The sequence below is a fragment of the Arthrobacter sp. ZGTC412 genome (genome assembly GCF_002929215.1).
Classification (GTDB): Bacteria; Actinomycetota; Actinomycetes; order Actinomycetales; family Micrococcaceae; genus Arthrobacter.
On the sequence record NZ_PJII01000001.1, the window covers coordinates 456,804 to 479,821 of the forward strand.

General features: G+C 63.8%; 20 protein-coding genes. 11 read left to right on the forward strand and 9 right to left on the reverse strand.

Features of this window, described 5'->3' with window-relative positions; genetic code table 11:
• Window positions 1-64: 64 nt before the first annotated feature.
• The 6 genes from treZ to glmS form a co-directional block, all read right to left on the reverse strand.
• Window positions 65-1,834 (reverse strand): malto-oligosyltrehalose trehalohydrolase, encoded by a 1,770-nt coding sequence (gene treZ / locus CXQ88_RS02085; protein ID WP_104042499.1) that lies wholly within the window; start codon window positions 1,832-1,834, stop codon window positions 65-67.
• Window positions 1,831-4,158 carry a malto-oligosyltrehalose synthase gene (gene treY / locus CXQ88_RS02090; RefSeq protein ID WP_104042500.1) on the reverse strand — a complete coding sequence of 776 codons (2,328 nt, stop codon included), beginning with the start codon at window positions 4,156-4,158 and terminating at the stop codon, window positions 1,831-1,833. Before treY ends, treZ begins: the two co-directional genes overlap by 4 nt.
• Entirely contained in the window at window positions 4,155-6,410 is a 2,256-nt protein-coding gene (gene glgX, locus CXQ88_RS02095) for a glycogen debranching protein GlgX (RefSeq protein WP_104042501.1), read from the reverse strand. Before glgX ends, treY begins: the two co-directional genes overlap by 4 nt.
• A 69-nt stretch (window positions 6,411-6,479) precedes the next feature.
• Window positions 6,480-8,075, reverse strand: a complete 1,596-nt coding sequence (locus tag CXQ88_RS02100; protein ID WP_104042502.1) for an NAD(P)H-hydrate dehydratase — start codon at window positions 8,073-8,075, stop codon at window positions 6,480-6,482.
• 23 nt (window positions 8,076-8,098) lie between these two features.
• Entirely contained in the window at window positions 8,099-8,446 is a 348-nt protein-coding gene (locus CXQ88_RS02105) for a holo-ACP synthase (protein ID WP_104042503.1), read from the reverse strand.
• A gap of 127 nt (window positions 8,447-8,573) precedes the next feature.
• A complete protein-coding gene (gene glmS / locus CXQ88_RS02110) occupies window positions 8,574-10,460 on the reverse strand; it encodes a glutamine--fructose-6-phosphate transaminase (isomerizing) (RefSeq protein WP_104042504.1) in 1,887 nt (628 codons plus the stop codon).
• A 135-nt stretch (window positions 10,461-10,595) separates the two neighbouring features.
• On the opposite strand from glmS, the gene coaA reads away from it, so the two are divergent.
• The 3 genes from coaA (at window position 10,596) to mscL (ending at window position 12,933) form a co-directional block, all read left to right on the forward strand.
• The gene (coaA, locus tag CXQ88_RS02115) at window positions 10,596-11,561 is read left to right on the forward strand and encodes a type I pantothenate kinase (protein WP_104042505.1); all 966 of its coding nucleotides are present in this window, start codon (window positions 10,596-10,598) and stop codon (window positions 11,559-11,561) included.
• A 5-nt stretch (window positions 11,562-11,566) separates the two neighbouring features.
• Window positions 11,567-12,439, forward strand: a complete 873-nt coding sequence (locus tag CXQ88_RS02120; RefSeq protein ID WP_104042506.1) for a M15 family metallopeptidase — start codon at window positions 11,567-11,569, stop codon at window positions 12,437-12,439.
• 89 nt (window positions 12,440-12,528) lie between these two features.
• Window positions 12,529-12,933 carry a large conductance mechanosensitive channel protein MscL gene (gene mscL / locus CXQ88_RS02125; protein ID WP_104042507.1) on the forward strand — a complete coding sequence of 135 codons (405 nt, stop codon included), beginning with the start codon at window positions 12,529-12,531 and terminating at the stop codon, window positions 12,931-12,933.
• A 67-nt stretch (window positions 12,934-13,000) separates the two neighbouring features.
• On the opposite strand, the gene glmM is transcribed toward mscL, so the two are convergent.
• From glmM to rplM, 3 genes are all read right to left on the reverse strand, one after another.
• Window positions 13,001-14,362 carry a phosphoglucosamine mutase gene (gene glmM, locus CXQ88_RS02130; RefSeq protein WP_104042508.1) on the reverse strand — a complete coding sequence of 454 codons (1,362 nt, stop codon included), beginning with the start codon at window positions 14,360-14,362 and terminating at the stop codon, window positions 13,001-13,003.
• A gap of 192 nt (window positions 14,363-14,554) precedes the next feature.
• Window positions 14,555-15,061, reverse strand: a complete 507-nt coding sequence (gene rpsI / locus CXQ88_RS02135) for a 30S ribosomal protein S9 (RefSeq protein ID WP_050684362.1) — start codon at window positions 15,059-15,061, stop codon at window positions 14,555-14,557.
• A 38-nt stretch (window positions 15,062-15,099) separates the two neighbouring features.
• Window positions 15,100-15,543, reverse strand: coding sequence for a 50S ribosomal protein L13 (gene rplM, locus CXQ88_RS02140; RefSeq protein ID WP_015937805.1), 444 nt, complete (start codon window positions 15,541-15,543; stop codon window positions 15,100-15,102).
• Between the two features lie 501 nt (window positions 15,544-16,044).
• Here rplM and CXQ88_RS02145 point away from each other — a divergent pair.
• From CXQ88_RS02145 to CXQ88_RS02180, 8 genes are all read left to right on the forward strand, one after another.
• Window positions 16,045-16,506 carry a prepilin peptidase gene (locus CXQ88_RS02145; RefSeq protein ID WP_306736170.1) on the forward strand — a complete coding sequence of 154 codons (462 nt, stop codon included), beginning with the start codon at window positions 16,045-16,047 and terminating at the stop codon, window positions 16,504-16,506.
• A gap of 278 nt (window positions 16,507-16,784) precedes the next feature.
• Complete coding sequence (locus tag CXQ88_RS02150; protein WP_104042510.1) at window positions 16,785-16,979, forward strand: Flp family type IVb pilin; 195 nt, start codon at window positions 16,785-16,787, stop codon at window positions 16,977-16,979.
• Between the two features lie 177 nt (window positions 16,980-17,156).
• Complete coding sequence (locus CXQ88_RS02155; RefSeq protein ID WP_104042511.1) at window positions 17,157-17,600, forward strand: TadE/TadG family type IV pilus assembly protein; 444 nt, start codon at window positions 17,157-17,159, stop codon at window positions 17,598-17,600.
• The gene (locus CXQ88_RS02160; RefSeq protein ID WP_104042512.1) at window positions 17,588-18,622 is read left to right on the forward strand and encodes a pilus assembly protein TadG-related protein; all 1,035 of its coding nucleotides are present in this window, start codon (window positions 17,588-17,590) and stop codon (window positions 18,620-18,622) included. Before CXQ88_RS02155 ends, CXQ88_RS02160 begins: the two co-directional genes overlap by 13 nt.
• A 105-nt stretch (window positions 18,623-18,727) precedes the next feature.
• On the forward strand, window positions 18,728-19,438 hold the full coding sequence (gene cpaB, locus CXQ88_RS02165; protein WP_104042723.1) for a Flp pilus assembly protein CpaB: 711 nt from the start codon (window positions 18,728-18,730) through the stop codon (window positions 19,436-19,438).
• Window positions 19,435-20,631 carry an AAA family ATPase gene (locus CXQ88_RS02170; protein WP_104042513.1) on the forward strand — a complete coding sequence of 399 codons (1,197 nt, stop codon included), beginning with the start codon at window positions 19,435-19,437 and terminating at the stop codon, window positions 20,629-20,631. Before cpaB ends, CXQ88_RS02170 begins: the two co-directional genes overlap by 4 nt.
• On the forward strand, window positions 20,628-22,073 hold the full coding sequence (locus CXQ88_RS02175) for a CpaF family protein (protein WP_104042514.1): 1,446 nt from the start codon (window positions 20,628-20,630) through the stop codon (window positions 22,071-22,073). Before CXQ88_RS02170 ends, CXQ88_RS02175 begins: the two co-directional genes overlap by 4 nt.
• Window positions 22,070-23,017, forward strand: a complete 948-nt coding sequence (locus CXQ88_RS02180) for a type II secretion system F family protein (RefSeq protein ID WP_104042515.1) — start codon at window positions 22,070-22,072, stop codon at window positions 23,015-23,017. Before CXQ88_RS02175 ends, CXQ88_RS02180 begins: the two co-directional genes overlap by 4 nt.
• The last annotated feature ends 1 nt before the right edge of the window (window position 23,018 follow it).

Here is a 23,018-nt window from a genome sequence, read left to right on the forward strand (position 1 = left end):
GGCAGAAAAGTTACGCCGCGGGCTGACATCATCAACCCGCGGCGCAACGTCGCCTCAACAGTAACTAGGACTTCAGGATCGCGGCGCTCCACGGAGCCAGGGCCAGGGCGTCGCCTTCAAGGGCGCTACCCTCATCTGTTGCCAGCAGGACGGACCCGGACACGTCGTCCAGACGGACCTTGGCGTCCGAGAAGTTGAGCAGTACCTCAACACTGCCGCGCCGGAAACGCAGCCAGCCCTCGTCGTCGTCGAACTTCACGTCCGTCTCCCCGAAGCCAAGCCCGGCAAGCTCGGCGTGCTCCCTGCGAAGCGCGGTCAGGGAGCGGTACAGCTCCAGCAGCCGGGCGTGGTCGCCGCCGGCGGCTTCGTCCCAGTTCAGCTTGGACCGGTGGAAGGTTTCGGGGTCCTGGGGATCGGGCACGACGGCGGGATCCCATCCCATGCGCTCGAACTCCTTGATCCGGCCCTCCGCAGTGGCCTTGCCCAGCTCGGGTTCGGGATGCGAGGTGAAGAACTGCCAGGGTGTACTCGCTGCAAATTCCTCGCCCATAAACAGCATGGGCGTAAACGGAGACGTCAAAGTGAGCACGGCCGCCACAGCCAACTGCCCGTAGGACAGCGACTGCGAGAGTCGGTCCCCTGTGGCGCGGTTGCCGATCTGGTCGTGGTTCTGGTTGCACACCACCAGGGCGGCAGGGTGAACCAGGGAGCTGTTGATTGGCCGGCCGTGGTGCCGCCCGCGGAAGCTGGAGTAGCTGCCGTCGTGCAGAAAGCCGTCCTTCAGGACCTTTGCCAGGACCGCCAGGGACTGGAAGTCCTCGTAGTACCCGGTGGTTTCGCCGCTGACGCTCACGTGCACCGTGTGGTGGAAGTCGTCGCTCCACTGCCCGGCCAGCCCATAGCCATTGGCGTCCCGCGGGTAGATTAGGCGCGGGTTGTTCAGGTCCGACTCAGCGATCAGCGTTTTTGGCAGCCCGGTTTCAGCCGAAACGGCATCACCCAGGGCGCCGAACTCCTCCAGGATGTGCACGGCCCGCTCGTCGCGCAGCGCGTGCACGGCATCGAGCCGCAGACCGTCCACGTGGTAGTCCCGGAGCCACAAGGCGAGGTTGTCCAAGATGTACTCGCGCACTACGTCCGAACCAGGCCCGTCCAGGTTCACCGAGTCGCCCCAGGTGTTGGCGTCCCCCTGCTTCAGGTACGGACCGAACTTGGGCAAGTAGTTGCCGCTCGGCCCGAGGTGGTTGTACACCACGTCCTGGATGACGCCCAGGCCGGCAGCGTGGGCCGCGTCCACAAAGCGCTGGTAGGCGGCAGGCCCGCCGTAGCCTTCGTGGACGGCGTACCACTGCACGCCGTCGTAGCCCCAGTTGTGAGTGCCGTTGAAGCCATTGACCGGCAGCAGCTCCACGAAGTCGACGCCCAGGTCCACCAGGTAGTCCAGCTTCCCGGCAGCAGCATGCAGCGTCCCCTCGGGAGTAAAGGTCCCCACATGGAGTTCGTAAATAACCGAACCCTGCAGTTCCTTGCCCTGCCAGCCGCCGTCCCGCCAGGAGTAGGCGGCGGGGTCAAAGGTCCGGGAGAGCTTATGGACGCCGTCGGGCAGGCGGCGCGACCGCGGATCGGGCACGGGCTGGCCGTCCCCATCCAGCAGGTAGCCGTAGTCCACGTCACCGTCAGCCGGAGCGTCCGGGGCGGTCCACCACCCCTCCGAGCCGGGCGCCGTCTCCTTCTTCAGCATCGGGTACTGCCGGCCGTCCGCCTGCAGGATCATTGAGTGTGCGTCCGGGGCCCAGACGTCGAAACGCTCGGGCCCACTGTGTACGAGGGTCATGCCTTTTCTCCATCCACCGGTACGAGCAAAGCCACGGGGTAGGTACCCAGCACCTCGCCCACCAAAACTGCGCCCGGCCCGTATCCGGCACCGGTCAGCTCGTCACGCACCGCGACGGGGAGTTCGACGGCGGTGTCCCGCCACCCGCCGTCGGCCGCCAGTCCTGCGGGGAGCCGGGTGGCCAGCGTCAGGGCTCCGGGGGCACCGTCAGCACCGCGGTGGAAGGCGAGCAGGTGATCAGCGGCCGCGCCTGTTGCTGTCACCGGGCTGTAGCCCTGGAACAGTTCGGGTCGGTCGCGGCGGAGCCGTAGCGCACGGGAAGTAACCAGAAGCTTGCTGGTTTCGGTACCCGCCTCCGGCAAGGTGCCGGCGTCGAGCTTTGCCAGCTCCTCCTGGCGGACCGCGAAGTCCACCGGCCGCCGGTTGTCCGGATCGGTCAGGGACCGTTCCCAGAACTCACTGCCCTGGTACACATCCGGAACGCCGGGCATGGTCAGCTGGACCAGCTTGGCAGATACGGAGTTGGACGCGGCGCAGGAATCGATCCGTGCCACGAAGTCCTCCACCACCTGGGTGACCCGGCTGTCATCGAACGCGGCGTCAACTGCCGCCTTGACGTGCGACTCGAACTCCTCGTCCGGGTCCGTCCACTTGGTGGAGTTGCCGGCTTCCCGGGCCGCTTTCTCCGCGTAGCCCTGGAGCCGCTCCCGGCTCGCAGGCCAGGCGCCGACGATGGCCTGCCACAGCAGGTTCTCGTACGGACCGTCCGGAATCGGGGCCAGCTCGCGGAGGCTGTTCAGCGTGGCAGTCCACTCCTGCGGCAGTTCCGCTATCACCGAGATCCGGGCCCGGGCATCCTCGCTGCGCTTGGTGTCGTGCGTGGACATCGTGGTCATGGAAAGCGGAAGTTCCTGCTGCCGCCGGGCCATCCGGTGGTGGAACTCCTCGAGAGAAACAGAGAACTCCGTCGGTTCGGCTCCCACCTCCGTCAGCGTGCCCAGCCGGGTGTAGCGGTAGAACGCCGTGTCCTCCACACCCTTGGCCATCACCATGCCCGAGGTCTGCTGGAACCGGACCGCGATCGGGTTGGCCGGGTCCAGGAGCAGCGGCAGCAACGTGCCGACGGCGACCTCCAGCTCGGGCCGGTGGGCCGCCGCGGACTCGGAGGCTTCCTTGAGGATCTCCGCGCCCGTCGGCAGGTAGGAACGGTACACCGGGAAGGCAGCGATGATTTCAGCGATGGCATCGGCAGCCTGTTCCACCGGAAGCCCGTAGGAGTCCGGAACCAGGCGGGCCAACCGCAGCACCTCGGAGCGGAGGATGCCGTCGGCGATCATCCGCTTGGTGCCCCGGATCATCTCGGCGTAGTCCGCAGGGGCTGCTGATTCCCGCAGCTTCGCGTCGAGGTCATCGAGCGGCTGCTGGCCGGCAGGGTCCACAAAGACCCGGTCAACATCAGCCAGGGCGTCGTACCCGGTGGTGCCTTCGGTGGCGAAGTCCTGGGGCAGGACTTCACCCGGCTCCAGGATCTTTTCCACCAGGATGTAGGCACCGCCGCTGAGGTCCTTCAGCCACCGCAGGTAGCCGGCAGGATCCGCCAGCCCATCAGGGTGGTCCACGCGGAGCCCGTCTACGAGCCCCTCCTTGAACCAGCGGCCTACTTCGGCATGGGCTTCCTCGAAGACGCCGGGCGTCTCTACCCGGATGCCGGCCAGCGTGGTGACCGCAAAGAAGCGCCGGTAGTTCAGCTCGGCATCGGCGCGGCGCCAGTCGATCAGCTCGTAGTGCTGGCGGGTGTGGACCTCCTGCGGCGAGTCACCATCGGAATAAGTGCCCTCGGCCAGCGGAAAGCGGTGGTCGTAGTAGCGGAGTTCGCCTTCCTTGACCTCCAGCTTGTCCAGGTCATCATCCGAGCCAAGCATCGGCAGGCGGATCTTCCCGCCGGCCAGTTCCCACTCGACGTCGAAGGCTTCGGCGTACGGCGAGCCCTGCCCTTCCTTCAGCAGGGACCACCACCAGGGGTTCTGCGCCGGCGTGGCGACGCCCACGTGGTTGGGCACGATGTCCACGAGGACACCCATGCCGTGCTCGCGGGCAGCCTTGGAGAGAGCCAGCAGGCCCTCCGGGCCGCCCCGCTCAGGGTCCACGGCGGAGGGGTCGGTCACGTCATAGCCGTGGTCCGAGCCCTGCTCCGCCGTCAGGATGGGAGAGAGGTAGATCCAGTCGACGCCCAGGTCCTTCAGGTAGGGAACCTTTTCGGCAGCGTCAAACAGGGTGAAGCTGCGGCGGATCTGCAGGCGGTAGGTGGAAGCCGGGACCCTCACTTCCCCGTTACCTTCCGCTCCCCGACCTTGGTGGTCTTCCCCGGTTCAGCCACCATGGGTGTGCTGAGGGATTCGGTCTCGCTGGTGGAGGTCTGCGTCAACGCCGCGAGGGAAGCAGCCACCGAGTGGTCCGGCTCAACTTCCTCGATGGTGTGGGCGCGGAGGACAACCAGGGACTTGGCTTCAACGGGCAGATGCCCGCCTGCTGAAACTGGCTCAGTGTCGGCGTTCTGCCCCGCGGTATCGATGATGACGTCCCAGGCAGGGGCAAATTCGTCGGAAGGGAGCGTGAATTTGACGGTGTCGTCATGGGCATTGAAGTAGAGCAGGAAATTGACGTCCGTGATCCGCCTGCCCCGGCTGTCCTTGCCCTGGATGCCGTCACCGTTCAGGAACACACCCACGGATCGGCCGAAGCCGCTGTCCCAGGCCTCCGGCTTCATGTACTCGCCGTCCGGGTCCAGCCATACGATGTCCGGCAGCCGTTCGCCTTCGCCCCGCAGGACCGGCCGCCCGTCGAAGAACCGGCTGCGGCGGAAAGTGGGGTGCTTGGCACGAAGTGCGTTGACCGCTGCGGTAAATTCGATCAGCGGCTGGTCAATGTTGCTCCAGTCAATCCACGTGATTTCTGAATCCTGGCAGTAACCGTTGTTGTTGCCCTGCTGGGTGCGGCCAAGCTCGTCACCATGCAGCAGCATCGGCACGCCCTGGGACAGCAACAGTGAGGCGATGAAGTTCCGCTGCTGCCTGGCGCGGAGGCCAAGGACCTCGGGATCATCCGTGGGGCCCTCGGCCCCACAGTTCCAGGACCGGTTGTGGGATTCTCCGTCGTTGTTGTCCTCGCCGTTGGCGTCGTTGTGCTTCTCGTTGTAGGACACCAGGTCCGCCAGGGTGAAGCCGTCATGTGCTGTGACGAAGTTGATGGAGGCTACGGGGCGCCGCCCCGAGTGCTCGTAGAGGTCAGCCGAGCCGGTGATGCGGGAAGCGAATTCACCCAGGGTGGCGGGCTCGCCGCGCCAGAAGTCACGGACCGTGTCGCGGTACTTGCCGTTCCATTCCGTCCACTGTGGCGGGAAGTTGCCCACCTGGTAGCCGCCGGGGCCAACGTCCCACGGCTCGGCGATGAGCTTGACCTGGGAGACTACCGGGTCCTGTTGGATGAGTTCGAAGAAGGTGGACAGTTTGTCCACGTCGTAGAACTCGCGGGCCAGGGTGGACGCGAGGTCGAAGCGGAAGCCGTCCACGTGCATCTCGGTGACCCAGTACCGCAGCGAGTCCATGAGCAGCTGCAAGGAGTGCGGCTGGCGGACGTTCAGCGTGTTTCCGGTGCCGGTGTAGTCCATGTAGTGCTTTTCGTCGCCCTCCATCAACCGGTAGTAGGAAGCGTTGTCAATCCCCTTGAATGACAGAGTTGGGCCCAGGTGGTTGCCTTCGGCGGTGTGGTTGTACACCACGTCCAGGATGACTTCGATACCGGCCTTGTGCAGCGAACGGACCATTGCCTTGAAGTCCTGGACCTGCTGGCCGGTGTCGCCGTTGGAGCTGTAGGTATTCTGCGGCGCGAAAAAGCCAATGGTGTTGTAGCCCCAGTAGTTGTTCAGGCCCTTGTCCTCCAAGGTGCCGTCATTGACGAACTGGTGCACTGGCATCAGCTCGATGGCGGTTACGCCCAGCTTCTGGAGGTGGGAGATAACGGCGGGGTGGGCAACACCGGCATAGGTTCCACGCTGTTCCTCGGGGATTTCGGGGTGCAGCTGGGTGAGTCCCTTGACGTGGGCTTCATAAATGACCGACTGGTGGTACGGGACCCTCAGGTTCTGGTCGCCGTCCCAGTCAAAGAAGGGGTTGATGACGACGCCCATCATCATGTGGCTGGCGGAATCCTCGTTGTTGATGGAGTCCGGCTCGCCCAGGTTGTAGGTAAACAGCGAGGGGTCCCAGTCGATCTGGCCATGGACGGCCTTAGCGTAGGGGTCCAGCAGGAGCTTGTTGGGGTTAAAGCGGTTGCCGGAAGCAGGATCGTACGGGCCGTGGACCCGGTAGCCGTACTTCTGGCCGGGCTGAACCTGCGGGATGTAGCAGTGCCAGACGTACCCGTCCACCTCGTCGAGGGTTATGCGGGTTTCCTTGCCGTCCTCGTCAAAGAGGCAGAGCTCAACTTTTTCGGCACGTTCGCTGAACAGCGCAAAGTTGGTGCCGGTTCCGTTGAACGTGGCGCCAAGGGGATAAGCCGATCCAGGCCAGACTTCCATAATGCTCCTCATTAATAATTCGACAGCAGAGGCTGGTGGAAGGCTACTGCTGCCGGTGCGAACTAATGCCTACCGTAACGGCTGGGTGCGACTATTACGCTTCCGGACCCCAGAGTTACTAAGCGTGCTTACTTTACCCCAAATATCGGGTAAGGAGTCAGCGACTCCACCTGCAGCGATCGGCCCGCCCGAGCCGGCGTCCGACGCCGCCCTCCCGGCCCGGCCGTGCAGCGCGGCTCCCAGCGCGGCCAGCACAGCCCATTGCCCCTCAGGTTCGGTACCCAACTCCCGGGAGCGTCCGACGTGGGGACCCGCCTGGGCGAGCAGCGCACCTATGATGCCCGCGAGGACGTCGCCGCTGCCTGCTGTGGCGAGCCAGGGCGTGCCGTCCGCCTGGCTGTATACGTCCCCGGAGGGTGCGGCCACCAAGGTGGTGGCACCTTTCAAAAGGACGGTGGCTCCGGTCAGCTCGGCGGCTTGGCGGGCGGCCACGAGGGTTCCTGCCTCTACCGCGGCGCGGTCCTGGTCAACGCCCAGCCGCTTCAGCAGTGCGGCGAGCTCGCCGGCGTGCGGTGTCAGCACCACGTGCGGGGCGAGGACATCGGGGAGTGCGGGCAGGGCGCCGGCGTCGGCCACCACGGGCAGGCCGGACTCGACGGCGTCCCGGGCGCGCTGCAGCTGTTCGTGGTCCCCTGGTCCCATGCCGGAACCCACCAGCCACGCCTGGACCCGGTTGTCGGCTACAGTGCCGGTACTGCAGACAACTTCAGGGCAGGATTGACGGACCAAATTGGCGGCCTCGGGCGGCCCGAGGTACCGGACCATCCCTACCCCGGCGGCCAGGGCGCCCCTGCATGCCAGGACGGCCGCACCTGGATAATCGGCGGATCCCGCCACCACTCCCAGGACTCCCCGCGAGTACTTGTGGGCACGCCGGGCGGGGTTGGGAAGTAGGCCCGCGAGGTCTGCATCTTCGAGCCGGCGAACGGCTGGCCGGGCGAAATTGTCCTCGATGCCGATGGGCACCACCTGCACCCTGCCTGCGTGATCGGCCCCGGGGTCAGCCAGCAGGCCGGCCTTGGCTGCGCCGAACGTCACTGTGACATCCGCCGAAAGCACCGGTCCGGACACCTCGCCGGTATCGGCGTCGACGCCGCTGGGCAGGTCGCAGGCCACAACAAAACCGGCCGCGTTGGGTCCGGTGCGGGCATCGGCTATGGCGCTGACTAAGTCGGCGGCACTCCCCCGCAGCCCGCCTTTCGCACCTGTCCCCAGCACAGCATCAATGACGACGTCGGCGCGAGCCGCTTCTGCCGCCAGTTCGCTGAGTGCCGCGCCGGTAAGATGCCGGACCCTGCCGCCGGCGCGCTCAAAAGCAGCCAGGGCTTGGGGATGGGCTGAATCAGCGGTGAGCACCGCCGTCGTACGCATGCCCCGGGCAGCGAGGAAAGCGCCGGCGTACAGGCCGTCTCCACCGTTATTGCCTTTGCCGGTGAGCACCACAACGCTGGAGCCGTAGAGCCGGCAGCTGCGGGACTTCAGCTCGCGAACCACTGCATTGGCCAGCCCGTGGGCCGCGCGCTGCATCAGGACGTCGCCCAGGCCTGCGGCCAAGAGGGGTTCCTCGGCTTCCCGTACCTGGGTTCCGGTGTAGGCGCTGATCACTGTGTCAGTTGCAGCGGGCCGGTTCAGCCTTCGGCCAGGACCGTGGCCGTGGCGATGCCGCCGTCGTGGCTGATGGAAAGGTGCCAGCGCTTGACGCCCTTGGACTCGGCGACGGCCAGCACCGTGCCCTTGACCTGGACCGTAGGGCCGTTGTGGTCCAGGCCGATCCAGCAGTCCTGCCAGTTCATGCCGGCCGGCGCACCGAGGACCTTGGCCACAGCTTCCTTCGCAGCGAACCTCGCCGCCAGCGAGCGGGTGTTCAGCTCCCGCTCGGCGGGGACGAACAGCCGGTCCCTCAGGCCCGGGGTGCGCTCAAGCTGGCGGCCGAACCGCTCGATGTCTACAACGTCTACGCCTATGCCAACGATCATGCGGCTTATTCTACGGTGACGATCTGCGCTCCCGGTGCGCCGTGCACCGCGCCAGATACAAAGAACGCCCCAGGCCAGGGGCCCGGGGCGTTCAGTGCAAAACAACCGGCGCGTCGCCGATCCGCAGTTACTCGACCGTGACGCTCTTGGCGAGGTTGCGGGGCTGGTCCACGTCGTAGCCCTTGGCTGCGGCGAGTTCCGCGGCGAAGATCTGCAGCGGAACGGTGGTCAGCAGCGGCATGAGCAGGGTGGGGGTTTCGGGGACGTAGAAGACGTACTCGGCGTAGGCCTTGACGGCTTCGTCGCCTTCCTCGGCGATGACCAGGGTGCGGGCGCCGCGGGCGCGGACTTCCTGGATGTTGGACACCACCTTGGCGTGCAGCGAATCGCGGCCGCGCGGGGACGGGACCACCACGAACACCGGCTTGCCCTCATCGATCAGGGCGATCGGGCCGTGCTTGAGCTCACCGGCGGCGAAGCCCTCGGCGTGGATGTACGCGATTTCCTTCAGCTTCAGCGCACCCTCGAGAGCCACGGGGTAGCCCACGTGGCGGCCGAGGAACAGCACTGACGTTTCGTTGGCCATGCTGCGGGCGAGTTCGCGGAGTGGTTCGGCGTTGTCCAGGATGGTCTGGATCTTCGCGGGGATCTTGTTCAGGTCCGCGAGGACGTCCTTGATCTGGCCGGAGAAGATGTTCCCGCGCAGCTGCGCCAGGTACAGGCCCAGCAGGTACGCTGCGGTGATCTGGGCCAGGAATGCCTTGGTGGAAGCCACCGCGATCTCCGGGCCGGCGTGCGTGTACAGCACGGCGTCCGATTCGCGCGGGATGGTGGATCCGTTGGTGTTGCAGATCGAGATGGTCTTCGCGCCCTGTTCCCGGGCGTAGCGGACGGCCATCAGGGTGTCCATGGTTTCGCCGGACTGGCTGATGGAGACCACCAGGGTGTTCTCATCCAGGATCGGGTCGCGGTAGCGGAACTCGTGCGCGAGCTCCACCTCGGTGGGGATCCGGCACCAGTTCTCGATCGCGTACTTCGCCACCGTGCCGGCATAGGCGGCTGTGCCGCACGCCAGGACGATGATCTTGTTGACCTGCTTCAGCAGCTCCGGGTCGATCCTCAGCTCATCCAGGGTCAGCATGCCGTTCAGGTCGGAACGGCCCAGCAGGGTCTGGGCGACGGCGTCGGGCTGGTCATGGATTTCCTTCTCCATGAACGAGCTAAAGCCGCCCTTTTCCGCCGAGGCGGGGTCCCAGTCCACGTGGTATTCCTTGCCCGCGGCGGGGTTGCCGAAGAAATCGGTGATGTCCACCGTGTCCGCGGTGATGGTGACAATCTGGTCCTGGCCCAGCTCCACGGCTCGGCGGGTGTAGTCGATGAACCCGGACACGTCCGAGCCCAGGAAGTTCTCGCCCTCGCCCAGGCCCACCACCAGGGGTGAGTTGCGGCGGGCGGCCACCACGACGCCGGGCTGGTCCGCGTGGACCGCCAGCAGCGTGAAGGCGCCCTCGAGGCGCTGGCAGGCGAGCTCCATCGCCCGGGTCAGGCCGCCGTCGGACGTGTCGCCGCCGAGCTTGTTCCGGAAGATGTCCGCCAACAGCGCCGCGGCCACCTCGGTGTCCGTTTCGGACAGGAACGTCACGCCCTTGTCCAGCAGCTCGAGCTTGAGCTCTGCGAAGTTCTCGATGATGCCGTTGTGGATGACGGCGAGCCTGCCGTCATCGGCCAGGTGCGGGTGGGCGTTGCGGTCCGTCGGTCCACCATGGGTGGCCCAGCGGGTGTGGCCGATCCCGGTCACCGTCTCCGGCAGCGGACGGGCTTCCAGCTCGGCAATCAGGTTGCTCAGCTTCCCCGACTTCTTCCGGGACTCAATCAAGCCCTGAGACACCACGGCGACCCCTGCGGAGTCGTAGCCCCGGTACTCCAGCCGGCGCAGTCCCTCAAGAACTACATCCAGCGCACTGTGACTTCCGCCGTGATTAGAACGGCCCACGTATCCTACGATTCCACACATAGGCTCAAGACTATCGGCAGGGATGCCTGAGATCTAAACCGGGACGCCTCCCGGGAGCCGTTTCTGTTGCGCACTCCCCCTGTGGGCGTGCGCCCGCATTTCGCTCTCAGCCGGGCTGGGGGCAGAATCTCTAAAGTGACTGTGCAACGCAATGACGCGAACGGCGAAGGCGTCTCCCCGTTCGTTGAGCTGGACCGGCAGACCTGGTCCCGGCTTGCAGACGAGATGGAACAGCCTCTCAACCAAGAGGACATTGTCCGTCTCCGGGGCCTTGGCGACCCGCTGGATATCAAGGAAGTACGGGAGGTTTACCTTCCGCTCTCCAGGCTGCTGCACCTGTACGTCGAAGCCGCGGGCCAGCTGCACGCCGCCACCACCACCTTCCTGGGCGAGCAGACCCAGCGCACCCCGTTTGTGATCGGCGTGGCGGGGTCGGTGGCTGTCGGGAAGTCCACCATTGCCCGCGTGCTCCGCGAAATGTTGCGCCGCTGGCCGGGCACCCCGAACGTTGAACTCATCACCACTGACGGTTTCCTGTACCCGCTGGCTGAATTGAAGCGGCGGCAACTGCTGGAGCGCAAGGGTTTTCCGGAGTCCTACGACCGCCGCGCGCTGCTGCGCTTTGTGAGCGAAATCAAGAGCGGCGCCGAGGAAGTCCGGGCGCCCTGGTACTCCCACGTCACCTACGACATCGTTCCCGGCAAGGAAGTTGTGGTCCGCCGTCCCGACGTGCTGATTGTGGAAGGGCTCAACGTCCTGGCGCCGGCGCGGCCCCGGCATGACGGCCGGCAGGGGCTGGCGCTGAGCGATTTCTTCGACTTCTCCATCTATGTGGACGCCAAAACCTCCTACATCGAGGAATGGTACGTGGACAGGTTCCGCAAGCTCCGCACCACGGCGTTCGCCCAGCCGGAGTCCTACTTCCACCGGTACGCGGCGCTTTCCGACGACGAGGCTGAGAGCACCGCGCGGGACATCTGGAAGCGCATCAACGAGCCCAACCTGGAGGAGAACGTCCTGCCGACGCGCGGCCGGGCGCAGCTGGTGCTCACCAAAGAGGCGGACCACTCAATCCGCCGAATGCTGCTCCGGAAGGTTTAGCACAGGTGTGCTACGACTGCGCTCCTTCCTCCGGACCGGCTGAAACGGCGACGAGCCGACGCAGCTTCGCCCGTTTCCTCGCTGCCGGGGCAGGACTCACTGTGCTGGCTGCCTGCACGCCGGAGGCACCCGGGGCGCTGCCGCCGTCGTCGGGCTCCCCCTCCGCCTCACCTTCACTTTCGCCCTCACCGATCACGACGACGGAGGCTACCACGGCGGCTCCCGCACCTCCGGAGCCTTCCCCCACGCCGTCGCCCTCCTCCGCCCTGCCGCGGCAGTTTTCGCTTACGAACCCGGCGAGCCCGTGGCTGATCGTGAACAAGCGCCGGCCGCTGGTCCCGGCCGACTACGTGCCGGCCGACCTCGTGCAGCCCGCCGTCGCCTCAACGGTTTCCGGCGAGGCAGCAATGCTGAACAGTACGACGGCGGCCGCGGCCGAGGAGATGTTCGAGGCTGCCGCCCGGGACGGGGTGGCGATGGTGCTGGCGAGTGGTTACCGCTCCTATGGCACGCAGGTGGCCACGTACAACGGGTATGTCGCGTCCCGTGGCCAGGCTGACGCTGATACCGCCAGTGCCCGGCCCGGCTATTCCGAACACCAGACCGGCTGGGCCTTCGACATCGCGGACGGCGGGGGCGTGTGCAGTTTCCAGCCGTGCTTCGCAGACCAGCCCGCGGCCGTGTGGGCGAAGGCGAACGGGCACCGGTTCGGGTTTGTGGTGCGGTACCCGTGGATGCTCCACCCCCTCACCGGTTACTACTACGAGCCGTGGCACCTGCGGTACATCGGCGTGGAGGCGGCCACGGACATGTCGAAGCGGGGCATCAACACGCTGGAGGAGTATTTTGGCGTGGGGGCGGCGCCCGGGTATCCGTAAGGCTTGTGGGCAAGCTGGGTGCCCAACACGCACCGGGGAGATTGCCGCCCTTCAACAGGGGTTGACGAAGCTGGGCTAGCTTGGTTCCTATGCTGAGTGGATTCAAGAATTTCATTATGAAGGGCAATGTCGTTGACCTTGCCGTCGCCGTCGTTATTGGAACTGCCTTCGGCGCGGTGGTTACGGCGCTGGTGAACAAGGTGTTGATGCCCTTTGTCGCTGGGCTGGTGGGCTCCCCCAACTTCGACAGCTTCGCGAAGGTTGACCTGAACGGCAACGCCATCGAGTTCGGTGTCCTGCTGACCGCAATCGTCAATTTCCTGCTGATCGCCGCGGCCATCTACTTCGTCGTGGTGATGCCAATGAACCTGATGATCGAACGCCGCAACCGCAAACTGGGGATCAACCAGGACGTGAAAGAGGTGTCTGCGGAGGACCCGCAGATCGCGCTGCTGACGGAGATCCGCGACGCGCTCAAGAGCCGGACGCCCTAACTCCACCGAATAAAACGCCAGCGGCCCGCCTCCTGATGGAGGCGGGCCGCTTTGGTTATCCGTCGGTTTACTCGGAAACGAGTTCCAAAGCGAGCTCTGCGCGGACCACCTGGGCAAGGTGTTCCGCGATGGACTGGGCGGTCTCTTCGTCGGCTGCTTCCACCATCACGCGGACAACGGGCTCGGTGCCGGAGGGGCGGAGCAGGACGCGGCCGGTATCGCCCAGAGCGGCCTCCGCCGCTGCGACTGCTTGGGCAAGGACCTCATTGCTGCGGACTCCGGCGCGGTCCACGCCCTTGACGTTGATGAGTACCTGCGGGAGCTTGATCATGACTGTGGCCAGCTCCTTGAGCGGCTTTCCGGTCAGGGCAATCTGGGCTGCGATCTGGAGTCCGGTGAGCACGCCGTCGCCGGTGGTGGCGTGGTCGGCGAAAATTACGTGGCCGGACTGTTCGCCGCCCAGGTTGAAGCCGCCGTCGCGCATTTCCTCGAGGACGTAACGGTCCCCCACCGCAGTTTCACGGATGCTGATGCCGGCTTCACGAAGTGCGATCTTCAGGCCGAGGTTGCTCATCACCGTAGCTACGAGGACGTCGTCCTTGAGCTTGCCCGAGGCTTTCAGCGCGACTGCGAGGATGGCCATGATCTGGTCGCCGTCCACCTCGTTGCCCTCATGGTCCACTGCGAGGCAACGGTCGGCGTCGCCGTCATGCGCGATGCCCAGGTTTGCGCCGTACTTCACGACGGCCTCCTTGAGGGGACCCAAATGGGTGGAGCCGACGCCGTCGTTGATGTTGTGGCCGTCCGGGTCTGCGCCGATGACCACGACGTCCGCGCCGGCGTCCTTAAATACTTGGGGTGAACAACCGCTGGCGGCGCCGTGGGCGCAGTCAAGGACCACCGTGAGGCCGTCCAGCCGGTGCGGCAGGGTCTGGAGGAGGTGGACGATATAGCGGTCCTCGGCGTCGGAGAAGCGCTGGATGCGTCCGACGTCGGCGCCGATAGGGCGGACTGCTTCCTTGGACATCTGGGCCTCGATGGCGTCCTCGACCTCGTCGGGGAGCTTCTGGCCGCCGCGCGCGAAGAATTTGATGCCGTTATCCGGCGCCGGGTTATGGGAGGCGGAGATCATCACGCCGAAGTCCGCGTCCAGATCGGCGACCAGGTAGGCGGCGGCGGGGGTGGGCAGGACGCCGGCGTCATAGACGTCAACGCCTGAGCTGGAGAGCCCGGCCTCCACCGCTGCGGCGATGAACTCACCGCTGGCACGCGGGTCCCGGGCCACCACGGCACGCGGCCGGGACCCGTTGGAGTTGCGGTCGTGGCCGAGCACGACGGCGGCCGCCTGGGCCAGCTGCATGGCCAGCTCCGCAGTCAACAGACCGTTCGCCAGGCCCCGGACACCATCAGTTCCAAATAATCTAGACACCGGTCAAGTCTAGAGGATGGGGTGGGTTGAGCTTGAAACGGCAGGTGAGGCGCGCTCAATGCATGTTGAACTGCTTAGCCACTGCGACCGGGAGCTGAAATTTCCTCCACGCTCCTATACCAGGTGCACTTAAGGCAGAAACGGCAGAAGCCCGCCCCGCCAATGGCGGGACGGGCTTCTGCGCAAGCGGATTTAGCGCTTGGAGTACTGCTGAGCCTTGCGGGCCTTCTTGAGACCGGCCTTCTTACGCTCGATGACGCGGGCGTCACGGGAGAGGTAACCGGCCTTCTTCAGCGTGGCGCGGTTGTTCTCGACGTCGATCTCGTTCAGCGAACGGGCGATGCCGAGGCGCAGGGCGCCGGCCTGACCGGAGATGCCGCCACCGTGGATACGGGCGATAACGTCGTAGGCGCCTTCGAGATCAAGGATCTTGAAGGGCTCGTTGACGTCCTGCTGGTGCAGCTTGTTCGGGAAGTAGTTGTCCAGCGCGCGGCCGTTGATGGTCCACTTGCCGGAGCCGGGAACAACGCGAACGCGTGCAACGGCTTCCTTGCGGCGGCCAACTGCTGCGCCGGCAACGGTCAGGGCCGGGCGCTCCTTCTTCGGCGCAGCGGCGTCAGCAGCTGAGCTTTCAGAGGTGTAGCTGGTCAGGGTTTCCTCAGCCTCAACGGCTTCGGTGGTCTCTTCGTTCTGAGCCACGATTCTCCTTGTATAGATAAGTTGTTTGGTGGCCAGGACTACTGGGCGACCTGGGTGATTTCGAAAGTCTTGGGCTGCTGGGCGGCGTGCGGGTGCTCAGCACCGCGGTACACCTTCAGCTTCCCCAGCTGCTGTGCAGCGAGGGAGTTCTTCGGGAGCATGCCCTTGATGGCCTTCTCAACGGCGCGGACCGGGTTGGATTCCAGCAGTTCCGCGTAGTTGACGGAGGTCAGGCCGCCCGGGTAACCGGAGTGGCGGTAAGCGCGCTTCTGCTCCAGCTTGGCGCCGGTGAGGGCGACCTTTTCAGCGTTGATGATGATGACGAAGTCGCCCATGTCCATGTGGGATGCAAAGGTGGCCTTGTGCTTGCCGCGCAGCAGGATTGCGGTCTGGCTCGCGAGACGACCAAGGACAACGTCTGTGGCGTCAATGACGTGCCACTGGCGGTTGATATCGCCGGGCTTCGGGGTGTACGTACGCACGGTGTTTGCCTCGTTCTTATTCTGGCGTTCTTGTTTAGGAGCCACTCAGGGGTGGGCACCTACTATCTGCGCGCTACCGGAACAGAGGTGAGGGCTCTATGTAACCAGTCATCCTGTGGTTCCGAATGTGCACGTTGAGTAGTTATCCTGCAACCGGATTCTCAAGCGGGCACGCACCATCGGAATAGGACACGCACAACGACTACCAAGATTAGCGCGTTAAGGGGTTCAGGGTCAAAATGGGGTAGCCGGACGGCGCCTCAGCTCCCGCCGGCCTGACGGACGCAGGGGGTCGCAGTGTTTGCAACGGGTGACGACAGTCCCGCCGGTTGGCTCCTCGTTGTCGGGGCCGCCCTCCTTGGGCTGGTCCTCTCCCCTGTCGCGGAGATCCTTATTGCCAGGTACCTTCCCAGGCTGGGCGGGCTTCCCCGCCCTTCAGTCCGCATTACGACGGCGGCGCTCACCGGCCTCGCATGTGGCGCCTTCAGTTTGCGGTTTGGAATGGGAATTGCCCTGCCGGCCTTCCTATTCCTGGCGGTTCTCGGCGTGCAGCTCGCCCGGATTGACATCGCACTACATTTGTTGTCTAACCCACTCGTGTTAATGCTGCTCGCGGGTGGACTCTTATTGCTTTTGATGCCCGGAGTATTTGATCAGCAGACTGATAATTTGCTGCGCGCCCTGCTCGGAGCCGTCATTTTATTTGCTGGCTACCTCATTTTGGGACTAATTTCTCCGGGCGGGATCGGAATGGGCGACGTGAAGCTCGCAGCGCCCGTCGGCCTTTATCTCGGGTACCTAGGTTGGAGCCAACTGCTCTATGGGGGCCTTTTCGGGTTCGTTTTGAACGGTGTAGTCACGGTGCTGATTCTCAGCCGAAAAGGCCGGAACAAAGCCTCAGAAGTCGCTCACGGACCCTCAATGCTCGGCGCCACTGCCGTCGCAAGCCTGTTCATTTTCTAGCTTCTCCGGCGGCATTTTCCGGCCCTCGCCCTGCTCAAGACTGCATCAATTCAAGTAGTGCATCCGTGTACTCGATTCATTACATGAGTACTGCACGCCAATTTCAAGTAGTACTTTTAACCGGCCTTAGAAAACTCGCGTACCACTACGCATTGCTGGCCCTATCCTCTGGATGACAATCTCCCTTTAGCGAAGTCCAGCCGCTGAAGATGTATGGGGGCAGCTGGAGATTCGTTGAAATAAACCCCAATCCATTTCACCGAATTAAGGAAACTACAATGACTTCAATCATGGTCTCGATGATGGCTTTCGTCGCCGGCGTCAAGGATCGCTTCTCATCTGAGAAGGGCGCAACCGCCGTTGAATACGGTCTGCTGGTGGCACTGATCGCCGCTGTAATCGTGGGGATCGTCGTCACCCTTGGTCAGGATATCCTCAGGGGCTTCACAACCGTTACCAACGCACTCCCGTAAGCAGCGCTGTCCCCGACAAGCAGCCGGAGCCCGGAAGCAGGGCGGTAGGACCACCTCGTCCACCACCGCCCTCCTGCCGGGCTCTAGCCGCCGGAACGCAAATGACCCGGCCGTAACTAGGCCTTCAGCCCAGCCGCCGCTTCCCGGTATATCCGGCCATTCGAATTCGGTGACCACATGAACCTAATTGGCATTTTAAAGTCCCGGCAGCGACCCCGGAACGAGACCGGAGCTGCGGCGGTCGAGTTTGTCCTCATCCTGCCTATTTTCCTGGTCCTCGTCCTGGGCATTGCTGAGATGGGACGTGCCTTCAACATCCAGGTTTCGCTGACAGAGGCAGCCCGTGAGGCTGCCCGGTACGCGGCCATCCACAATGCCGAAGCGGGCTACACCACTGCGAGCGCTCAGGCTGCGGGCGTAGCAGCAGCCCCGTCCGTCGCGTTGAGCGCGGCTAACGTCGGAGTCTCATATTCCTCAGGCGCGTCGTGCACCTCCAACGGCAACGCCTTAGTCACTGTCACCTACACAACTGCCTGGATGACAGGGTTCCCCAACCTCATTCCGGGAATGCCTGCCACCCTCTCGATCAAAGGCAAAGGAGTTATGAGATGCGGCGGCTGAGATCACGAACGAGCGAACGGGGTGCCATCGCCCCCCTGTCGGCGTTGACCATGGTGGCCCTCCTGGGCTTCACCGCCTTTGCCGTGGACGTTGCCACCATGTATTCAGAGCACTCCCAACTGCAGAACGGGGCCGACGCAGCAGCCCTTTCCATCGCCCAGGGGTGCCTGGAAACGCCGCCAGCCGCCGGGTGCGCTGCCCCGGTCGCAGAGGCAGCCACGATGGCAGGTCAGAATGCCCTGGACGCCAACACCAACATTGTCAGCGCTACGGTGGGCTCCGGCGTCGTCAACGTCACCACACAGTCCAAGGACGCTGCCGGTAACAACCACTTCTCGCTGACCTTCGCGCGGGCCTTGGGAGTCCAGACTGCCGATATCCGGGCAACAGCGCAGGCTAAGTTCGGCGGTTTCGCGGCAGGAAATGTCATTCCACTGACTTTCTCGAAATGCGAATCGGATCCCTTTTTCACCAAGGACCTGCAATTCTTCCCGGCGCATGGAAGCTCTCTCGCCTCAGACCCGCTGTACGAATGCATTACCCCGTCGTCCTCCGGACTGGAAGTCCCCGGCGGTTTCGGCTGGCTGGACGACCCTTCCCACGACTGCAGCGTGAAGGTGGACATTGCCGACCCATGGGTCGACACAGACACCGGTAACGACTACAACAGCGACTGCGCAGCCATGATGAACCGGTGGGGTGCCGCCCTGGTGGACTCGTCAAAGACCGTAGAGATTCTGGTCCCTATTTTCGACAACCGGCGCGGCACCGGCTCGAACGCAGAATTCCATCTCGAAGCCTTCGCGCATCTCTCCCTTCGTGGCTGGCATCTGAAGGGTGGCAGCGGCCTGCCCGAAACGTTCATGACCTCCGAGGCCACTGCGCTTTCGAATTCCTTGAACTTGAAGAACAGCGATCTTGGAGTCTTCGGCCGCTTTATCAAGAAGATCTCCCTGGCCGAGGCTATGACTCTTGGCGGACCAACAACGTACGGGGCCACGGGCGCCCAACTGAGTAACTGACCCCTTTTATGCACCACCTGGGCCTGGAGCAGCCAGCTCAGCCGAACATGAACCAAAGGAGATAGACAAGTGAAGAACCGCCTTCTGGGAGGCATCGTAGCGCTTGTGCTAGCGGTAGTTGGCACAATGCTCCTAGTCTCATATGTCCAGGGTTCCGAAGCCAGGGCCCAAGCGAATTTACAGCCAGTACAAGTATTGGTAGTCGAGAAACAGATTCCACGCGGTGCCACCGTGGACCAAATACAGGACTCCGTACGGCTGGCGTCGTTGCCCGGCGCATCCGTACCCAATGGAGCGCTGAAAAGCCTTGACGGCCTAAAGGACAAAGTGGCCGCCGCTGACCTGGTACCCGGTGAGGCCCTCCTTGGCGTCCGTTTGGTGGATCCAACAAGCCTTGCGGCACCCGGCTCGGTCCCGGTGCCCAAGGGAATGCAGGAAGTTTCCGTTCAGCTTGAGGCCCAGCGCGTCGTTGGAGGCCGGATTGCCGCCGGCGACACCGTGGGCATCGTGGCGTTGTTCTCAGCTGGCACCGGTACGGGCGCAGGTGAGGAGATCGGGCAGCAAATCTTCCACAAGGTCCTGGTCACCAGCGTCCAGCGCTCCACAGCAAAGGCATCGTCCTCCGGAGACGAGGTAGAGCAGGCTAATACCCAACTGCCAGAGGGCCAACTGCTGGTTACATTCGCCCGCAATGACGCGGACGCAGCAAAAATTGCCTTCGCCGCAGAATTTGGAAAGCTGTGGCTCACGAAGGAACCCGGCTCCGCCACAGAAAGCAGCCCGACAGTTGTGAAGAAGACGGAGCTCTTCAAATGAGCAGGTTCGTAGTGGTCACCGCGGACAGAGCCTTCTCCCAGCGCGCCCAGGAAGCCGCCAAGGGACTTCACGGCAATATTCAAGTGCTGCCGGCCGACTATCTTCCCCCAAGTCCCGAAGATGTCCTCCGGGCGGTAAGTGCCGAACCCGCGGAAGTTGTTCTCTTGGGTCCAGGGTTGGCGGCAGAAGATGCAATCCGGATGGCCAGTCTTTTCGACCTGCAGTTTCCGGAGATCAGCATTGTCCTGGTCACGGAGGTTGACGAGGGGATCGCGTTGCCGGCCATGCGCGCCGGGGTCCGTGATCTGCTGCAGCCGGATGCGTCAAGCGATGACATCAGAAAGATGCTGGAACGGGCCAGCTTGACCTCCGCCAGCCGCCGCCGGGGACTGGGTGCCACCCTTTCCGAACCCAAGACCGGTGGCCGGATCATCGCCGTAATGTCGCCCAAAGGCGGTGTGGGCAAGACCACCGTCACAACCAACCTGGCAGTGGCACTGGGCAAGTTCGCCCCAATGAGTGTGGTGGTACTGGACCTCGACTTACAGTTTGGGGACGTAGCCAGTGGTTTACTGCTGGAGCCCGAGCGGACCCTGGCTGATGCGGTGACAGGAGCTGCCGTCCAGGACACCCTGGTCCTGAAGTCTTACTTGACGCTGCACAACAGCGGCATCTACGCGCTTTGCGCTCCTGTCAACCCAGCCCACGCTGACCACATCACCGGGGAGCAGGTGGCGCATCTGATCCGGCAGTTAGCCGACGAATTCCAGTATGTTGTGGTCGACACAGCGCCCGGGCTGGGGGATCACTTGTTGGCCACCCTTGATCAAGCGACCGATGCAGTTTGGGTTTGCGGCATGGACGTACCGAGCATCAGGGGGCTGCGAACTGGCTTCCAGATCCTCACGGAGCTGGATCTTATGCCGGACGGCCGTCACGTTGTATTGAACTTCGCTGACCGGAAAAGCGGCCTGTCAGTGCAGGACGTGGAGGCCACCATCAGCCGGCCGGTAGATATCGTCCTGCCGCGTTCGAGGGCGGTCCCATTCTCCACAAACAAAGGGGTTCCCCTCCTGCAGGAGGGCAGCCGCGATGGCGTGGCCCGTGGACTCGGACAACTGGCTGAAAGGTTCAAGCCGGGCTGGGAAGAACGACCCCACAAGAAGCTGCACAGAAGGGCGCTGGTCTCATGAGTCTTACACGAAGGTTGGACGCCGCACGCGGTCTGGGTGCGCCCGGGGAGATGGGCGCACAAGCGCCGGCCGCCCCTTGGGCTCCGGCAGGTCAGGACTCCTCGGGATATCCAACGGCCTCGCAGGAAGCCCGCAACCACAGCAATGAGTCGAACGAAGCGTTGGCTTCCGTGAAGGACCGGGCCGGTGTGGCACTCTACGAGCGGATGGGCAGCCGAATCACAGACAGCTCATTGGAGGATTCAGAACTCCAGCAGTACGTGAAAGATGAGCTCCGGAAGATCATCGAGGAAGAAGAAATCCCGCTCACGGTCTCTGAACGCGGACGCCTGGTGCAGGAGATTATCGATGACGTCCTTGGGCTGGGTCCCCTTGAGAAGTTCCTCGGCGACAGCGACATCACGGAAATCATGGTGAATGGGCCCGAAAGGATCTATGTCGAACGTAGGGGAAAACTAACACTCACCGGGTCCCGTTTTACCGGTGAGGAGCACCTTCGGCGTGTGATCGAGCGAATTGTCACCAAAGTTGGTCGCCGGATCGACGAGTCATCGCCGCTGGTGGACGCCCGCCTCAGTGATGGATCGCGCGTCAACGCAATCATTCCGCCCCTGGCCGTGAGCGGTTCATCATTGACTATTCGTAAGTTCGGCCAGGTACCGCTCACAGTCAACAACCTCATCTCCCTCGGATCCATGTCTCCGGAAATGGCTGAACTCCTGCAAGCATGTGTGAGAGCACGGCTCAACATTATCGTTTCCGGAGGCACTGGCACCGGGAAGACCACCCTGCTCAATGTGCTCTCCTCGTTCCTGCCGTCCGATGAACGCATCGTGACCATTGAGGACGCAGTTGAACTTCAACTTCAGCAAGACCACGTGATCCGGCTGGAAAGCCGGCCACGGAATATCGAAGGCAAGGGCGAGATTACCATCCGGGATCTGGTACGGAACTCGTTGCGGATGCGCCCGGACCGTATAGTGATCGGCGAAGTTCGTGGCGGGGAGTCCCTGGACATGCTGCAGGCCATGAACACGGGCCACGACGGGTCCATTTCTACAGTCCACGCCAACTCGCCAAGGGATGCCATTTCACGTTTGGAAACGCTGGTCCTGATGGCAGGCATGGACCTCCCGTTGCGGGCCATCCGCGAGCAAATCGCGTCGGCGATAAACGTCATCGTCCATATCTCCCGGCTTCGCGACGGGACCCGCCGCGTCACGCACGTCACCGAAGTGCAGGGAATGGAGGGCGACGTCGTTACCCTCCAGGATGCCTTCACGTTTGACTACAGCGCGGGGGTTGACGCCGACGGCAGGTTCCTTGGTCGGGCAAAACCAACGGGGGTCCGCCCCCGGTTCGTCGACCATTTCGCTGAACTCGGCATCCCCATCTCGCCAGCGGTATTCGGCGCTGCGCCCACCGGAGGTGGATTCCGGTGACGGTCACCCATCCCCTGTTCCTGACGGCCGGACTTGCCCTCTGTTTCGGTGCCGTAGCGGTGTTGCTGCTCATAACCTTTGGAAGCAGCACGGGACAGATCGCGTTATCCCGGCGCCGGCCAGGGGTGGTGGCGGGTCCGTCCCTCCTTACGCGCGCCACAGATTCCGCCACCGCCTACCTGGAACGAAACGTCAGCCGGAATGCTGCGTTCGGCATTAGGGCTTCCCTTGAACAGGCCGGCCTCAAGATGCGCCAGGCCGACTTCATCCTTTTGGTGGCCTGCATCGCTGTTACAGCCGGAGTCATCGGCTTCATTTTGTATGGCTTCCTGGCCGCGCTCCTGTTGTCTGCAGCCACTCCATTGGTGGCAAGGCTGACCCTTAACGTCCTTTCGGGTCGTCGGCGGTCACGGTTCGACGCCCAACTCGGCGACACATTACAAATGTTGGCCGGGGGCCTCCGTGCTGGGCACAGCCTAATGCGCTGCGTGGATGCGGTCGCCCAGGAAGCCGATGCGCCTACTTCCGAGGAATTCGCGCGGCTGGTTAACGAATCACGGCTGGGTCGTGATCTGCAGGAGTCCATGCAGGACGCTGCAGTCCGCATGCGGAGTGAGGACTTCAGTTGGATCGGGCAGGCCATCGAAATTCACCGGGAGGTCGGCGGAGACTTGGCCGAGGTTCTCGACCAGGTTGGTGAGACCATCCGGGAGCGGAGCCAGATCAAAGGCCAAGTCAAAGCGCTCAGCGCAGAAGGCCGCCTCTCTGCCTATGTCCTGATTGCCTTGCCTGTGGCCATGTTCCTGTACATGTCGGTAGCTGGTAGCGCCTACATCTCCACTTTATATACCTCTGTCATCGGATGGGTCTTACTCGGAGTGGCGCTGATCCTTTTGGCAGTCGGATCCTTCTGGCTTAGCCGTGTCGTCAAGATCAAGTTCTAGG

Excerpts from the sequence above, each read along its gene's own strand:
- treZ (WP_104042499.1), bottom strand. The coding sequence starts at position 1,834 with ATGACCCTCGTACACAGTGGGCCCGAGCGTTTCGACGTCTGGGCCCCG.
- glgX (WP_104042501.1), bottom strand. The coding sequence starts at position 6,410 with ATGGAAGTCTGGCCTGGATCGGCTTATCCCCTTGGCGCCACGTTCAAC.
- CXQ88_RS02105 (WP_104042503.1), bottom strand. The coding sequence starts at position 8,446 with ATGATCGTTGGCATAGGCGTAGACGTTGTAGACATCGAGCGGTTCGGC.
- glmS (WP_104042504.1), bottom strand. The coding sequence starts at position 10,460 with ATGTGTGGAATCGTAGGATACGTGGGCCGTTCTAATCACGGCGGAAGT.
- mscL (WP_104042507.1), top strand. The coding sequence starts at position 12,529 with ATGCTGAGTGGATTCAAGAATTTCATTATGAAGGGCAATGTCGTTGAC.
- CXQ88_RS02145 (WP_306736170.1), top strand. The coding sequence starts at position 16,045 with ATGGGAATTGCCCTGCCGGCCTTCCTATTCCTGGCGGTTCTCGGCGTG.
- CXQ88_RS02150 (WP_104042510.1), top strand. The coding sequence starts at position 16,785 with ATGACTTCAATCATGGTCTCGATGATGGCTTTCGTCGCCGGCGTCAAG.
- CXQ88_RS02155 (WP_104042511.1), top strand. The coding sequence starts at position 17,157 with ATGAACCTAATTGGCATTTTAAAGTCCCGGCAGCGACCCCGGAACGAG.
- CXQ88_RS02160 (WP_104042512.1), top strand. The coding sequence starts at position 17,588 with ATGCGGCGGCTGAGATCACGAACGAGCGAACGGGGTGCCATCGCCCCC.
- CXQ88_RS02170 (WP_104042513.1), top strand. The coding sequence starts at position 19,435 with ATGAGCAGGTTCGTAGTGGTCACCGCGGACAGAGCCTTCTCCCAGCGC.
- CXQ88_RS02175 (WP_104042514.1), top strand. The coding sequence starts at position 20,628 with ATGAGTCTTACACGAAGGTTGGACGCCGCACGCGGTCTGGGTGCGCCC.